Below are 15,262 nucleotides of genomic sequence, written 5' to 3' on the forward strand. Positions count from 1 at the left end.
GCCCTGAGCGGCTTCTCGTAGCTACGAGCAGTGCGCCAGGTCGGCCAGCAATGGCTTGAGATTGCCCTCGACATTGGCGACGGGCAATTCGGCGGTGCGTTGGTACTCCTGCATGATCTGCAATGCCTCGCGCATCACCGAACAAGCCTGCTGGGTCCGACCTGCCGCCAGATAGACTTTGGACGCCTCCTGTAGCCTCACCGCGAGAGTCATGCGAGCGGCGACAACCTCGCCGGCGTCCTGCGAAAGCGCTCGTTTCATGGCGATCGCCCGATCGGCCAATTCGACTGCCTTCAGCTCTTGTCCCGCGCGAGCGAGCGCCGCAGCATGGCGGATGGCCGGAATGACGGCGACATCGCGCAGTCCTGCATCGGACGGATTGGCCAACAGTGCCCTTTCCGCGACCTGCCAGCCTTCCTTGGCGTAGCGATCGGCCGACCGCAGATCGCCAGCCGACTCGGCCACTTGCGCAGCCATGTTGAGCGCGGTCAGGAGGTGGTAGAAATCCTGCGGACCGGCGCGCTCGTCCTCCGCGATCGCACGGTGGATTGCCAGTGCTTTGTCCAGGGATTCACGCGCCTCGCCGTGGCGCTTGAAATAGCTGTGATAGGCGCCGGTCATCCGCCACAATTCGGCGAGGGAGCGTCGGACCGGCAAGGAGCGTCGCAGCGCGGCGTCCATCGCCCCGATCCGCTTCCTGCCCAGGGCATAGGTCTTGCCTGCGCTTTCGGGTTTCGCCTCCCACGCATAGGCGTTGCCTTCGTGCAGATAGGTGGCAGCCAAAGCCTCGCCTGTATCGGCGTCCAGCTGGTCGAGGCTCTCGATCAGCTTGCGCGCGCCAACCGCATCACGCCGGGCCCTGGCATGGTCGCCGTCGGTGAAAAGCGAGCTGTCGGCCATGACGGTCTGCACGCGTGCCAGGGCGGAGGTTATGTCCTGCCTTCGGGGATAGTCCCGATGCAGGCTCTCGAGGATTTCCCGCGCGCGCTGGTAATAGGTCTTGCCGTCCTCGATCCTGCCCACGGTGCCACCCCCGGTCCGGCCGCCGACAACCTGCGCAAGCCGGAAATAGCCAAGGCCGGCATCCAGCCTCACATCGGCGGAGGCGCCATCGGCTGCCAGCGTTTCTAGGTAGCGCTGGGCGCTTTCGGCGAGCAGCAGCCGCGCCTCCGTCGACCTGGGAACCCGGCTCACCTCGTCGTAGACCTCGAACATCATGGTCTTGGCGATCGCGCGCGTATCGGCAAAGCGGGCTTCGGCCTCTCTGCGGGCAGTCCCGGCGGACTGCGCATACCAGAGGGTCAGAGTGAGGCCGATCAGGACGGCCGTGACCAGCGATGCGGTGAGCGCGACAGCCAGGAGATTGCGCTGCACGAACTTGCGCCAGCGATAGGCCCTGCGGGGCGGCATCGCCGATACCGGCTCATTCTTCTGGAATGCCCTGATATCCGCGGCAAGCGCATCGATCGAACGGTAGCGCTCGTCGGGATCGGTCGCGAGTGCCATCTCCATGACAGCTTGAAGTTCGACCGGTCGCGGCTTGGGGAGAAGGGCGCCGAGGAGCCTTCCGGCGGAATAGACGTCCGAAAGGGTCGTGGCGGGCTCGCCGCTCAGCCGCTCCGGCGCCGCGTAGCCGGGGGTCAGGGTCATGTTGCGAAGAGGAACAGCGCCCGCCGCGCCAAGTTCATCGCCATCCGGCCGGGCAATGCCGAAGTCTATCAGCTTGGCCTGTCCCTCCCGGTCCACAAGAACATTGGCTGGTGTCAGATCGCGATGAACGATCAAATTGCGATGGGCATGGCTGACCGCGCTGCAAATCTGGAGAAACAGGCTCAACCGCTCGTCAAGCGGCGGATCGACCTCATCGAGCCAGTCGGTGAGCAGTGTGCCGTCGATCTTCTCCATGACGATGTAGGGCTGCTGCTGATCGGTCTCGCCGCCATCGAAAAGCCGGGCGATATGCGGGTGGCTGAAGCGCGCGAGCGTCTGGCGCTCGCGCGTGAAGCGTTCGACCAGTTTTTCCGACAGCGCGCCGGGCTTGATGAGCTTGATGGCGACTTCGTGCTCGAAATCACCGCGGTCGCGGAATGCGGAATAGACGGAACCCATGCCGCCCGTCCCGAGCAGTTCACCGATGCGATAGGCGCCGATTCTCTCGGGCGGCGGCGGTTCCTCGAAGTCCGCTATCGCGCCGCCCGTCCGGATCGTCCGGGTGCGATAGGCTTCGAGCAGGCATTCGACCCGCTCCCTCAGCTTTGGTTCGGTCTCGGGGATGGCCTCGAGCGCGCTCTGCACTTCGGGCGCGTCGCAGTCGATCAGGCTTTCGAAGAGCGCGAGAGCGCGTCTTTCGAAAGCGATTTCGGTCATGGCTTCAGTGCAGGATTAAGAGCGTCAGCAAGCCAGGCCCTTGCGACCTGCCAGCGCCGCTTGACCGTTGCTTCGGACCAATCGGTCACTTCCGCGATCTCGGCCAAGGTCATTCCCCCGAAATAACGCATCTCCACCACTTCCATCAGCTCGGGTTCGATAGCCCGCAACCTGATTAGCGCGGAATCGAGCTCATACAGGTCAAGTGGCCCGGTCCCCGCGACGCGCGTGTTCAATTCGACGCGACGATGCTGGCGCTTGGCTGCCGACATCGCCCTGGCGCGATCGACCAGGATATTCCTCATCAGCCGCGAGGACAGCGCGATCATGTGAGCTCTGCCAACCAGGCTCTCGCCGCCATGGGCGATCAGGCGTTCGACCGCCTCGTTGATCAGCTCGTGCGTGGAGAGCGACGTCCCCCCTTCGCGACGCAGTCGGGCGGCGGCGATCTCTTCGAGGCTGGGCAGAAGGCGGGCGATGAGACGGTTCCGGGATTCATCGTCGCCCTCTCGCCAGGCGAGAATGAGCACCTCGGTCTTCGCATGCGATGTCATCGCGATGTGTCCAGCCTCCACCCGCAGGTTGATCCGAAAACGACCGTGAAGTCAAAGACGGTTTTCCCGCCCCAGCGGGCAACGACACCTGTAGAAGGCCCGGGTAGTTGTCTGTTGGCCGCCCGACCTTACCATTCTTCGCGAGTTCCAGTGGGGCTCCTTGCACGAGCCGACGTCGTTCTTGCCATAGGAAGCGCGCATCACAGCCCGATATAGTAACGATACCCGGACGACTTTGTGGGTGGAACAATCTACCTTCCCGGAGGTAGTGTTTCATGGAGAAGTCGAGTTTTGGAGGTGCGCAATAATAGTGAAGGGGCCGATTTCGGTCTGTCTTTCGATCCCATACTTCCTTCGACGGCCTGATATTGAGTGACTCTTGGAGGGGTAGTGCGTCGGAATGCGCCCATGAAATCTGAAGGAGGGTCACCGACTGTCGATTGGATGTGACGGTAGATTGTCCGTGCCTGAGCTGGTGGTAACAGTAATTTTACCGGTGCCCGATTTACCATAGCTTCGCTTCGGAGTGGCATTTACGGCCAAGTGGAGGCACGTGTGAATCTTTGGCGGTGCATCGACAGGATGATCGGGTTCGAATCCGAGAACCAGGTCGCTGTCGCTTTCGGTCGCGAACGGATCAAGGCGGTCCGCGACGTCATTCACCTCTATTACCTCACGATGTTAGCGCCATTCGCAGGCTTCGCCTGGGTCTATTGGGATCATGCTGTCACCAAGGTCGTCGGGACCATTTTCCTTTTGGCGGTCATGCTTCGTTTCCGGCACTGGAGTTCGCCGCCGGCGGAAGGGCGGTCAGAAGACGTCAATGCGGTTGCGGCCCGTGTAACCGGTGCCATGGTTGTCCTGCTGTCGATCGCGCAGGCCGTCTTCTACACGTCGCTTGCTTTCTTCGAAGCCGATCGATCTCCCGGCGATTTGGCATGGGGACCGGTACTGGCTCTGGGAATACTGACGGCACTCATCCAGGGCGCAGCATTGACCGGGATCATCTTCGCGTCGCGCGTTATTTTCTTCTGCTTTGTGCTGCCACTGGTCATCGCAGTCCTCTATCTTTTCGTGGGAGACAATTTGCCCGCGTCGATCGCAGTGGTGTTTCTGGCGACCGTAAGCCTTTATCTCAGCGAGGCCAGTCACCGAATACAGTTGCGTCTGTTCAAGGCTCAGTATGACGCCGACCAGGCACTCATCGCAATGGAGAAGACGCATCTCGAACTGATCAATGCCCGCAGGCAGGCTCAGCGTCAGGCGGAAACGGACAGTCTCACCGGCGTCCGCAGCCGGTTTGCCTTCATCCGCGATGTCGAGGCGGAACTCGCAGGCGGAAAATGTGGACTGCTGGCGATCATCGACCTCGACCGGTTCAAGCCGATCAACGATGTATACGGCCATCATGCCGGGGACGTTGTGCTGCGGCACGTCGCCCGTCGTCTCAAGCGAGCGCTGCCTTCGGGGACGATCGTGGGGCGGCTCGGGGGTGACGAATTCGCTCTCTTCCTGAGCGGCATCGCACACACCGACGGTACCGCCGAGCTGGTGGCGCTGTGCGATAAAGCACTCGCGCAAATTCGCCGCCCCATGCGCTTGTCGAGCGCATTGGTTACCGTTGGCGGCAGTGCCGGTGCCCAGGTTCTCGGGTCCGATTCGGCCGACGTCGGACGCGCGCTACTGGATGCGGACGCGGCACTCTATGTCGCGAAACGCGAAGGCCTCGAAGCTACCAAGCTGTTCGACGACGTCATCCGCGACGAGAGCGAATGGCTCCATACGATCGAAGTCGAGCTCATGCGGATAGACACCGTCGACGAGATGTCGCTCGTCTATCAGCCAATTCTCAACATCAGGACCGGTGAACTCGTGTCCTTCGAAGCTTTGGCGAGGTGGCACCACCCCACCCATGGCGACATTTCGCCCTCGCTGTTCATTCCTGCGGCAGAACGGCTTGGCAGGATCAGCGCCATAACCCTCACCCTGCTGGAAAAGGCACTGGCATTTGCCGCGGAGTGGGATCCGCCATGTCGGTTGTCCTTCAACCTCAGCGCGGCTCACATCTGTTGCGAGGAAGCCGCTCGCGATATTGTCGAAGTCATCGAACGCAGCCGGTTTCCCACTCATCGCCTGCAGTTCGAAATCACCGAAACCGCCATGCTGGTGAATTTCGACGTGGCCCGCGCCAACGTCGAAATTTTGCGTGAGGCGGGATGCAGGATGGCGCTCGACGATTTCGGGGCCGGGTTTGCCTCGCTTGTCTACCTGCGAGAGATCAATTTCGACAAGGTGAAGATCGACGGTTCGCTGATCCGCGGCGCTCGCAAGGAGCAAGGCCGTGAGATGTTGCTCGGGGTCATCCAGATGATCAATTCGATGAAGCTCGAATGTGTTGCCGAGTTCATCGAGTGCCTTGCCGACCACGAAACCGCACTCGAGCTAGGAGCCGAATTCGGGCAGGGGTTCTACTTGGGAGGCCCGGTTGACGAACAAGGCGCGCTGAAGCTGCTTGAACGGCACCGCGAGCCGCAATCGGAAAACATCCGCAGCCTCCTTACCCGACAGTTCGGCGGCCCGGATTATCAGGGCATCGACGAGTTCGATCACTCGCGGCCTTTTTCGGTGACACGCAAAGGCTAGTTCGCGACTGAGCGGCTCGGGCGCGCCCCTCTGTGCGTCCAATGCGACAGCACAGCGATGTCATTCGGCTGCCAGCGCAGCCCAAGTATTCTTGCCGACGATCCCGTCGGCATAGAGCTTCTGCGATTTCTGGAACTTGACCTCGGCCTGTTTGGTCTTGGGTCCGAAATCGCCATCGACGGTTAAGCCGAGAAGCGTCTGCAGATCCTTCACCGCGTCACCACGGTCGCCCTGGCGCAGCAGTGGGCGGGGCGAAAGGACATGCGGACCGCCCGCCGAATGGAAACGATAGGCGGCCTCGAGCTTCTCGTCATACTTGTTCGCCCGATAGGCCGGACCGTTATAGCCCCGTGCGAAACCCGCCCAGTCGGTACGGATCAGCTCGTCGTCGAGATGGTTCTTCTTCACGAAGGCCACGAAGGCATCGAGTTGCGCAGCTTCGCCCGAGACCATCGCAGCGACGAAATCCTCGACATCCTCGAAGCCGCAAATACGGTAATTATCGCCCATGATCTGGAAAGCGCCCCAGCTTGCCGAGCGCAGGGCGGCGTCGCGATCGAGCGCGATAGCCTGGCCGAGGCGGTCGTATTCGGCTTCCTTGCCTTTGTAACCTCCCCATTTTGGGTTCGAGATCGCCGGGTGTGTGCCGTCATGCTTGTGGCCGGTGAGGCGCGAGAAATAGTGCCGTTCGAAGAGAATCTTCGGGCGCTTGTCGGCCAGGAATCCCCCCCGGCTCTCGACATCGATCACCGCGCGTACCGCGGCGACCTGGCAGCCGATCTTCTTGGCGGCGCCTTCGATCGCTTCGTCGTCCAGAGGTGTCGCCGGTCCTGCAAATTCCAGTGGCATGTCTCGTCTCCCCAAAAACCCTCTCCGCGCGGAGATGGAAACGACCCCCGACACCCAGTTCGAATGTCGACAAGGTTCTACCAGCGCTTCGGGCGAGGATATAGGATGCCTACGCCATCGACTGGTCGCGCCATGATGGCGCTCGACACCGGTGTAGGAAAATGCTGCCACCCGCGACGATGCAAGAGGGATCGGCACATGGCTGAACTATCGCATATTGACGGGCAAGATCGGGCGCGGACTGATCCGCTGCGCGCCAGGTCGGGCGGAACGGCAGGCAGGGACCGTCGTACGGGCGCTGCCGTTCCAAGGCTCAGCCACGGCGCCAGATCGCGAGGTCCTCGCCTTCGCGGGCGACCGTTCCCGCCGTTCCGACTGGTTCATGCCGTCCATCGGTAAGGAAGCCGATCGTCTCGTCGTCCTCGGCAGGAACGCTGGCAAGCGTACGCGCGCCGGTGGGCGTGCGGGCGACGACGACACCCGATCGCGGCAATCCGTCGCGACCGTAGTGCACCGTATAGCTCTCGATCGTCGCTGGGCCGGTGTAGTCCTCGTCGAGCCTGGGGACCGCGCCCCGGCGCGCATCGGCTTCAGCCTGATAGTCGAAATCCTGCGGAAAAACGGCGCCGGTCGGTGCTCCGGATAGCAGGATCGTGTGGTTGTGCGTGGCATATCCGCCATTGGCGAAAAGCAGGCCCTTCTCGCGCGTGCCGCGCAGCTTCTCGACCATCGCGACCACCGCATGACTCATGTAATTCCCGATCGGTCCGCCGCCGAAGGTGAGGCCACCGAAGACGGTGGACGGTTTCTCGAGCGGCCAGCCGAGTACGCGGCGCGCCATCTTGGGCACGCAAGGGAAGCAGCTGTAGAGCTCGACATGCGCCAGATCTTCGGCGGCAAGGCCGTTGAGCTTCAACGTTCGTTCGATCGAGGTAGCAAGGCTGGGTGAGGCATCGTAGCGATCGCGGGCTAGAAAATTGCCGCTTTCGTGCGCCGCTGCCCCGTGTCCGACCCAGACCATGCGGGCTTCGGCAATGCCGCGCCGGCGCGCCTCGGTGAGCGAGGTGACGATGAAGCCGGCACCCTGATTGACCGAGGAATTGGCGACCTGGAGTTTCGTGTAAGGAAAGGCGATCGGGCGATTGCTCTCCGACGGGGTGATGACATCCTCGGCACTCACTGGCTTGCGGATCCACGCACCGTCGCTCTCGGCGGCGACCTCGCTCATCAGCGACCAGATGGCACCGCTCTCGGCCTGTCCTTCGGCGAGAGTCTGTCCATAGGCGGCACGCCCGGCGTTCTCGTAGAGCGGGTAGACGTCAGTCGGCACCACGAGGCCATAGCTCTGCGCATAGCCCTTGCGCACGCGATGCGTGGCATCGCGCAGCGCATTGGGCTTTTCACCACCGTCGCGCGTCTTGAGCGCTGCCAGCTGGCCGGCGGTGCGCAATGCCTCCCCGCCGGTGATGGCGCAAATGCGAGCCTCACCCCGGCCGATCCGGTTGGCAGCCTCGTGCAACAGGAGGATCGGGCTGTCCCCATTGGGCATGGCGGTCTGCATGCGGTGTGCGGGGGCGATCCCGAGCCTCTCTGCCACTGCGCCGTCGACGGGATTGAGCTGCGGCCAGGCGAGTTGAGCCACGACAGAAAGCGAGTCGCAATCCTCCAGCAGACCGCCACCCGCATCGGCGTCGGCACGGCGCAGCGCCTCGACCATCAGCCCGACCGGGTCTAGCCCATCACCGGGCTCGTCGGGCCGATCGTTGATCTGGCCGATGCCAACGATGACGGGGACGTGTTCGGGGTCCTGTTTGATCACGCATCTCTCCTCTCGCGCAATGCCTAGCAAGCGAGTTTCATGCCGCAACCCATATTCGGGTGCGGAGCTGCGCGCGGCCGCCGACAGGAACGGCGTTGGCGGTTCATTCGTTTCCGGTCCTGCGTGGGGTCAGCTAGAGCTCGTTAACCAGGCTGCGAGACTGATTGGTTATGGCCGTTTTGATGCAATGGGCCCTGCGCTATCTTTTTCCGGCGAGAAGCTCGCGCGAGCAGCGCGAGCAGATCATTGGAACCTTCGCGAATCTGCGCAAGCAGATCCCGCTGCTCTACGGCGTGTCGCTGGTCAATCTGGTTGGCATGCATCTAGCCACGAACGGGAGTCACCTTGATTGGTTTTCGCCCGTAACGGTGCTTTCCTTCGTTCTCCTGTGGCGGATGGTTTACTGGATCGGTTTTCAGAAGCCGACGAGGGAATTCCGCGAAATTCGCCGCGAGCTGGTGCAGATGGCAGTATTCACGGCGCTCTTGTGCATCGGTTTCTCGCTGTGGGCGCAATCGCTCATCACCCAGTATCCCGAACAGTCGCTGACGATCATTCTCTATAGTCTGTTGGCCGCCCTCGGCGCGGCTTACGGTCTGAGCAGCTTCCCGCGTGCAGCGCTGCTTCCGCTGGTCATCCTGGGCATGCCCCTCGCCATCCGGCTGTTTCTGTTCGACGACCAGTCGGCACAGGGAATAGGGATCAGCCTGTTCCTCGTGCTGATCCTCTTCATGTGGCTGCTGCAGGTCCACAGCCGTGCGCTGTCCGAACTGGTGAGCGGGCAGCTCGCCATCGCGCGCGAGCGCAACCGCGCGGTTGCGGCCGAAACCCACGCGATCAAACGGGCCGACGAAGATGTCCTGACCGGGCTCGCGAACCGCGGCAGGCTGGTCCGTGAAATTCGTCATCACTTGGTGCGGGGGCCGGCCTCTGGCGGCGGCAGCGTGCTGGCGATCTGCGATCTCGACGGCTTCAAGGCGGCGAACGACGCCTTCGGTCACGCCGCGGGGGATGCCATTCTCAAGGAGTTTGCCGATCGCCTGACCGAAGCGTTCGCCGACAAGGCTCTCGTCGCGCGCCTGGGGGGGGACGAGTTTTCGATTTTCTGGAAGGATGGCCTGTCGGGGCTAGAGATCGAGGAGGTCGGCGACCGGATCTGCGAGCTCGCTGCCGAGCCGGTCGATTGGGACGGCAAGGAATTGTCGGTCGGGGTTTCCTGCGGTCTGACCGAAGCGGGCCCCTTCACCTGGTCCGACGGCGAATTCTTCCGCCAGGCGGATTCGGCGCTCTACAAGGCCAAGGAGTCGCTACGCGGGCATTGGCACCTCTACGACCAGCCCCAGTTCCAGGCCGACCAGCGCCGGGCAAGGATCGAAAAGCTCATCCTGTCGGGTGACGCGGTCGACCAGATGCATGTCGTCTTCCAGCCCATCGTCAATGTGGAGACGGGCCAGCCCGAATATGCCGAAGCGCTCGCGCGATGGGACAGTCCCGATCTGGGTGTCGTCGGTCCCAGCGAGTTCATCCGCATCGCCGAGAAGCTCGGTGTGATCGACCGGCTGAACGAATGCCTGCTGGGCAAGGCCCTGAGCGAGGCGGCGGACTGGCCGTCCACCCTTTCGCTTTCCTTCAATCTCAGCGCGATGCAACTCAGCCGCCCGGCGGCGGCCGAACGGATACAGCGCGTCGTCGATGCCTATTCGCAGCCCCCTGATCGGATCCAGTTCGAGGTAACGGAAACCGTCCTCCTGACCGATCTCGGCCAGGCCGAGCGCGAGCTGAGGAAGCTCACGGATAGCGGTTTCACGATCGCGCTGGACGATTTCGGATCGGGTTATGCCTCGGTGTCATATCTCAGGGAATTGTCATTCGATACGGTCAAACTGGACGGCTCGCTAATCGACAACGTGCTCCACAGCGAGAGGTCGCGGCAGATCCTCCTCGGGATGGTCGACCTGTGTCATGCCGCGGGTGCCCGCTGCGTCGCGGAGCACGTGGAGACCTATGAGCAGTTCGCGCTGGCGCGCTCCATGGGGTGCGATTACGCGCAAGGTTTCTGTCTCGGGAAACCCACGACGAGCGCGAAGATGCTGGCTGCGTTGGACTTGGGCAGCAAGCAGACGAGGCTGCCCTTTGGACATTTCGCCAAGGATTGACGGGCCGGCGATGTCCGATTGCGTCCTCGCCCGAGAAGGCAGCAGCGTGTCCGATTTGACAGAAATTGCAGAGTTGGCTGGGGTGGCAGGGATCGAACCTGCGAATGTCGGTACCAAAAACCGATGCCTTACCACTTGGCTACACCCCAGCAGGTGCGCGCCCCTATAGCGCGTCGCGCGCGGAAGGGAAGGGGGTGGGGGCAGTTTGCATCCGCCGCTTTGCGAGATCGCTTTCAAGCTCGGCGATGGTCGCGCGATCGAGTCGATAGAACAGCATTGCGACACCCGCGGGCACGATCATTAGCGCCGGGACGATCGCGAAGGCGAGGTCGATGCCGAATTTGGCATTCTCGCTCTGGATGATGCCTGCTTCGAAGCCTGTCAAAGCGAACAGCATTCCCGGCAGCGCGGCGCCGAGCGCGATGCCGGTCTTGATCGCGAAGACCGCGCCCGACACGGCGAGGCCGGTCATCTGGCGCCCGGTGGTCCATTCGATATATTCGGCGATGTCGGTGAACATCGAATAGGCCAGCAGCATGATCATTCCGAGGCCGACCCCCACGAACACCTGGGCGATGGTCTGCGGCCAGATCGCGTCGAGCGGCATGATATAGAAGATGCCGATGGCGCAGACCTTGAGCGCGCCGGCGAAGATAACGAGGTGCCCCTTGTCGAACCGCCGTGCCAAGGCCCCGGCCAGGATCACGCCCCCCAGCTGTCCCAGGGCGAAGGCTGTGTAGAACAGGCCGATCCGGTCGAGGAACAGGAAGACCGGCTGCCCATCGTCGCCGGCGACATAGCGGAACCAGAACAGTGCGCTGCCCGCGCGAGCGGCGAGCGCGACAGGAGTCAGCACGGCAGCGATGGCGACGGCGATCCATGCCGGGGTTCGCACGAGCAGCTTCACATCGTCGCGGATACGGCCGTTGGTTTCGGCCGGGGGGATGCGCTCGCGGCTGAAAGCGAAAGCAGAGAGCAGGGCGAGTGTGCTGGTACCCGCGAGCAGGACCATGGTCATGGCGATTCCGTAGCGTTCGTCGCCCGCGCCAAGTTCGCGGACCAGCGTGGTCGCGACGACGGCGACTGCGACCACGGCCAGCGCGGAAAAGATCATGCGATAGGCGGCTACCGATGCACGGGTGTCGGCTCTCGGCGAAATCACGCCCATGAGCGCCGCGTAGGGGACGTTGGTTGCAGTGAAAGCCACCATCGTCAGCGTATAGGTGACATAGGCCCAGACCAGCATGCCGGCGGGGGACATGGGAGGGGCGGCGAAGATTGCTGCACCGAACAGGCCGAAGGGTACCGCCCCCCACAGCAGGTACGGGCGATAGCGCCCCCAGCGGCTGCGTGTCCGGTCGCCGATCGCGCCCATCACCGGATCGGTGACCGCGTCGAAGAACTTGGTCAGCAGCAGCATCAGCCCCATCGCCGCAGGGCCGACTCCGCCGAGTTCGACGAAGAAGTAGAGCAGGTAGATGTTGAAGAAGTTGATGTAGAAGGACGAGGCGAGCTCGCCCACGCCATAGCCGATCTTCTCCAGCCGTGAGACGGGCGGCTGCGCGTCAGCCAATCGGGTGTCCTCTCGTCACGTCAGCGATGAGAAGACAGACCCAGATGCAAGTCAAGCGCTGGCGCGCGAGAGGCCTAGTATTTCTTGCCCTCGAAATCGGCAGCCGAATGGCGTTCGAGCAATTGCTCGTCTTCCTCGCCCCATGCCTTGTTGACGATGCGCCCGCGGCGCACGGCCGGGCGCTCTGCGATCTGCTTCACCCAGCGTTCGACATTCTCGTATTCGTGGATCGAGAGGAAGGTACGTGCTTCGCCGTAGATGCCTCCGATTACGAAGGGAGCAAGCCAGGGAAAGGTCGCGATGTCGGCAACCGTATAGTCCTTGCCGCCGAGATATTCGGACTGGGCGAGACGCTGGTCGGCAACGTCGAACAGGCGCTTGGTTTCCATCGCATAGCGGTTGATCGGATATTCGTATTTCTCCGGTGCATAGGCGTAGAAATGGCCAAAACCGCCGCCGATGAAGGGGGCGCTGCCGACCTGCCAGAACAGCCAGCTGAGTACCTCGGCGCGCGTGTGGTCTGTGGGGAGGAAGGCGCCGAACTTTTCGGCGAGATGCATCAGGATGGCGCCGCTTTCGAACACGCGAACCGGGGTCTTCCCGCTGCGGTCGAGCAGCGTTGGGATCTTGGAATTGGGATTGAGATCGACGAACCCCGAGCTGAACTGATTCCCGTCGCCGATGTTGATCGTCCAGGCATCGTATTCGGCCCCGGAGTGGCCCGCCTCGAGCAGTTCCTCGAACATGACGGTTGCCTTCACGCCGTTGGGCGTCGCCAGCGAATAGAGCTGGAAGTCGTGCTCGCCGACCGGCAGGTCCTTCTGCTCGCGCGCACCCGCGGTTGGGCGATTGATGCTGGCGAAGCGTCCGCCGTTCTCGGCGTCGTAGGTCCAGACTTCGGGCGGGGAATAGGTTGCGTCGGCCAAGCTCGTTCTCCTCTGGTTGGGTGGCTAATCCACCCCTCCATTCGCCGCAAGGTGGGGAACCGTCACGCCGATCCCACGGTTCTTGCCTTCGCCATGACGAAGCTCATCTATGTCGACGACGATCTGCCCGGGATCACGCGCAAGCGGGCGGGCAGGGGATGGGCCTATTACGATCCCGAAGGCGGGCTGATCACCGATCCTGCGGAAAGGCGCCGACTCAATGCCATCGCGCTGCCGCCCGCCTATACAGACGCCTGGTTCTGCCCCGCGCCCAACGGCCACATTCTCGCCACCGGAATCGATGCCAAGGGGCGCAAGCAATATCGCTATCACCCCGAGTTCCGCGCCGCGCGCGAAGGGGAAAAATTCGACAGCTGCATCACCTTCGGCAGCCTGCTTCCGCTGGTACGCAAGCGCGTCGAAGAGGATCTGCGCGGACACAAGCTGACGCGTGAACGCGCGGTGGCGAGCGTGGTCCGGTTGCTCGATCTCGGTGCGGTGCGCGTCGGGAACGAAGGCTACGCGAAGACCAACAAGAGCTTCGGCGCCACGACGCTGCGCAAACGCCATGCCGAGCTGACCGGCAAGACGCTCCGCCTGCGCTACAAGGGCAAGGGCGGCAAATTGCGCGAGGTGACGCTGTCCGACGGCAGTCTCGCGCGGATGGTCCGCAAGATGCAGGACCTGCCCGGCCAGAACCTGTTCAAATATATCGATGAGGATGGTGAGCTGCACGCGGTCGGCTCGGGCGATGTGAACGACTACTTGCGCGAGACCATGGGGCAGGACTTCACCGCCAAGAACTTTCGCACTTGGCACGCCAGCGTCAGGGCCCTGACCTGCCTCAATGAAGGCGAGGGGGCGATGCCGATGAAGGCGCTGCTCGAATGCGTTGCTGCGCATCTGGGCAATACCCCCGCCGTGACGCGCAAGAGCTACATCCACCCTGCCGTCTTCGAACTGCTCGAAGGACAGGAGGAATGGCGCGAAAGCCTGCGTATGCCGCGCGCGACGCGCTGGCTCACCCGCGAAGAACGTGCGCTGATTGAACTGCTGCAAGAGTGCCCTAAGGCTCAGGAATTGCTCGCCGCCTGACCGGCAGTGCCGCAAAGGGTTATGCTCGCGCTCGAAATGGGGTAAGGGCGTAAGTTCGATGGAGCGGAGCCGTCGATTGCCCGACCCTGCATTCGCAGATCGCCTGGCATCAGTCTTCCGCTGGAAGGTCGCCCCAATGCAGCGTCTCGCCAATTTCGACGTCAGTCGCGAATTCCTCACGCGCCGCAGCAAGATCGCAGCGCAAGTGATCTTCGGTGTCATGTGCGGGGGCGCGATGATCGGATTGCGCTCGCTGTTCGATATCTGGGCGCCTGTCTCGGGACCGTTTGCGCTGATCTATCCCACGATCCTGCTTGCCACGCTCTATGGCCATTGGCGGGCGGGCGCAGTGGCGTTCCTGCTGACCTTCTTCTGGGCGTGGTTCGTCATCCTGCCGCCCTCGCAATCGCTGCTGTTCGCCGATCCCACCGATCCCGCCCGCGTGCTGCTCAATGCGGTCAGTGCGCTGGTGGTCCTCGTCTTTGCCGAGGCCTTTCGTCGTGCAGCGCATACGACGATGGACGAAATTCGCGCTCGGGCGGACCGCCGACTGACGCTGCTGGCCGACCTCGAGCACCGTACCAAGAACAATTTCGCCCTTGTCGCCAGCATGCTCGAACTGCAGAAGCGCCGCATTCCGCAGCAGGAACTGCATGCTCCGCTCGAAGAGGCTGTGGGCCGCGTACGTACCTTCGCAGATGCCTATTCCGCGCTGGCCCTCGAGCAGTCGGACGAGCCAAATGTCGAGATGAAACCCTATCTCGAATTCCTGCTCGACCGGATCGAGGGAGCGAGCCTGTCTCCCGCAGTGCGCCTGTTCCGCGAGATCGACCCTGCCACGCTGACCCGCGAGGAAGCCGTGGCGATCGGCCTATATCTCAACGAGGCCGTCGCCAATGCGTGCAAATACGCCTTCCCTGAGGGGCGTCCGGGGACCATCGCCGTGTTCTTCCATGTCCGCGACGATGGCTGGCGCTTCACCATCGAGGACGACGGCGTGGGCGACGATGCCTTCATCGATCCCGACGGCGGGCTTGGCAGCCAGTTGCTGGCGGCCTTTGCCGCGCAGGCTGGGGCCACGCACCACGCCGGCCCCGTCCTCAACGGTTTCCGTAGCGAAATGCGCAAGGAAGAGCAGGCCGCGGTTGCGTAGGGTAGCCTAAAAGGATACTTGCCTGGCCATGCATCTGGCCGGCTTCAAGATTCGCCAGTGGCGCGAAGCACAGGATCCCCCGCTCAGTGCGGAGGAGTTCGGCGCGCGCTATGGTGCGCCCGCCGCC

General features: G+C 62.9%; 10 protein-coding genes and 1 tRNA gene. 4 read left to right on the plus strand and 7 right to left on the minus strand.

The genetic code is table 11. The features are described 5' to 3' along the window. Positions 1 to 21: 21 nt before the first annotated feature. The gene (locus tag K3181_RS13415; RefSeq protein ID WP_221603633.1) at positions 22 to 2,367 is read right to left on the minus strand and encodes a serine/threonine-protein kinase; all 2,346 of its coding nucleotides are present in this window, start codon (positions 2,365 to 2,367) and stop codon (positions 22 to 24) included. Next, complete coding sequence (locus tag K3181_RS13420; RefSeq protein ID WP_221603634.1) at positions 2,364 to 2,921, minus strand: ECF-type sigma factor; 558 nt, start codon at positions 2,919 to 2,921, stop codon at positions 2,364 to 2,366. Before K3181_RS13420 ends, K3181_RS13415 begins: the two co-directional genes overlap by 4 nt. A 582-nt stretch (positions 2,922 to 3,503) precedes the next feature. Here K3181_RS13420 and K3181_RS13425 point away from each other — a divergent pair. Beyond that, complete coding sequence (locus K3181_RS13425) at positions 3,504 to 5,564, plus strand: putative bifunctional diguanylate cyclase/phosphodiesterase (protein WP_221603635.1); 2,061 nt, start codon at positions 3,504 to 3,506, stop codon at positions 5,562 to 5,564. A 60-nt stretch (positions 5,565 to 5,624) separates the two neighbouring features. Here the strand turns inward: K3181_RS13425 and K3181_RS13430 are convergent, their stop codons facing one another. Both K3181_RS13430 and K3181_RS13435 read right to left on the minus strand, forming a co-directional pair. After that, positions 5,625 to 6,413, minus strand: a complete 789-nt coding sequence (locus tag K3181_RS13430; protein ID WP_221603636.1) for an N-acetylmuramidase domain-containing protein — start codon at positions 6,411 to 6,413, stop codon at positions 5,625 to 5,627. 313 nt (positions 6,414 to 6,726) lie between these two features. Next, complete coding sequence (locus tag K3181_RS13435) at positions 6,727 to 8,232, minus strand: acetyl-CoA acetyltransferase (RefSeq protein ID WP_221603637.1); 1,506 nt, start codon at positions 8,230 to 8,232, stop codon at positions 6,727 to 6,729. A gap of 170 nt (positions 8,233 to 8,402) precedes the next feature. On the opposite strand from K3181_RS13435, the gene K3181_RS13440 reads away from it, so the two are divergent. Then, positions 8,403 to 10,388 (plus strand): putative bifunctional diguanylate cyclase/phosphodiesterase, encoded by a 1,986-nt coding sequence (locus K3181_RS13440; RefSeq protein WP_221603638.1) that lies wholly within the window; start codon positions 8,403 to 8,405, stop codon positions 10,386 to 10,388. Between the two features lie 74 nt (positions 10,389 to 10,462). Here the strand turns inward: K3181_RS13440 and K3181_RS13445 are convergent. The 3 genes from K3181_RS13445 to yghU all read right to left on the minus strand — a co-directional run bounded on the left by K3181_RS13445 (position 10,463) and on the right by yghU (position 12,887). Continuing rightward, positions 10,463 to 10,537 (minus strand) — tRNA-Gln (locus tag K3181_RS13445). 14 nt (positions 10,538 to 10,551) lie between these two features. Then, positions 10,552 to 11,961: an MFS transporter gene (locus tag K3181_RS13450; RefSeq protein ID WP_221603639.1), complete on the minus strand. Its 1,410-nt coding sequence runs from the start codon at positions 11,959 to 11,961 to the stop codon at positions 10,552 to 10,554. A gap of 74 nt (positions 11,962 to 12,035) precedes the next feature. Continuing rightward, a complete protein-coding gene (yghU, locus tag K3181_RS13455; protein ID WP_221603640.1) occupies positions 12,036 to 12,887 on the minus strand; it encodes a glutathione-dependent disulfide-bond oxidoreductase in 852 nt (283 codons plus the stop codon). 93 nt (positions 12,888 to 12,980) lie between these two features. On the opposite strand from yghU, the gene K3181_RS13460 reads away from it, so the two are divergent. Together K3181_RS13460 and K3181_RS13465 are read left to right on the plus strand one after the other, a co-directional pair. After that, on the plus strand, positions 12,981 to 13,982 hold the full coding sequence (locus tag K3181_RS13460; RefSeq protein ID WP_221603641.1) for a DNA topoisomerase IB: 1,002 nt from the start codon (positions 12,981 to 12,983) through the stop codon (positions 13,980 to 13,982). 136 nt (positions 13,983 to 14,118) lie between these two features. Further along, a complete protein-coding gene (locus K3181_RS13465; protein WP_221603642.1) occupies positions 14,119 to 15,135 on the plus strand; it encodes a sensor histidine kinase in 1,017 nt (338 codons plus the stop codon). Positions 15,136 to 15,262 lie beyond the last annotated feature (127 nt).

Source organism: Qipengyuania mesophila (genome assembly GCF_019711655.1).
Taxonomy (GTDB): domain Bacteria; phylum Pseudomonadota; class Alphaproteobacteria; order Sphingomonadales; family Sphingomonadaceae; genus Qipengyuania; species Qipengyuania mesophila.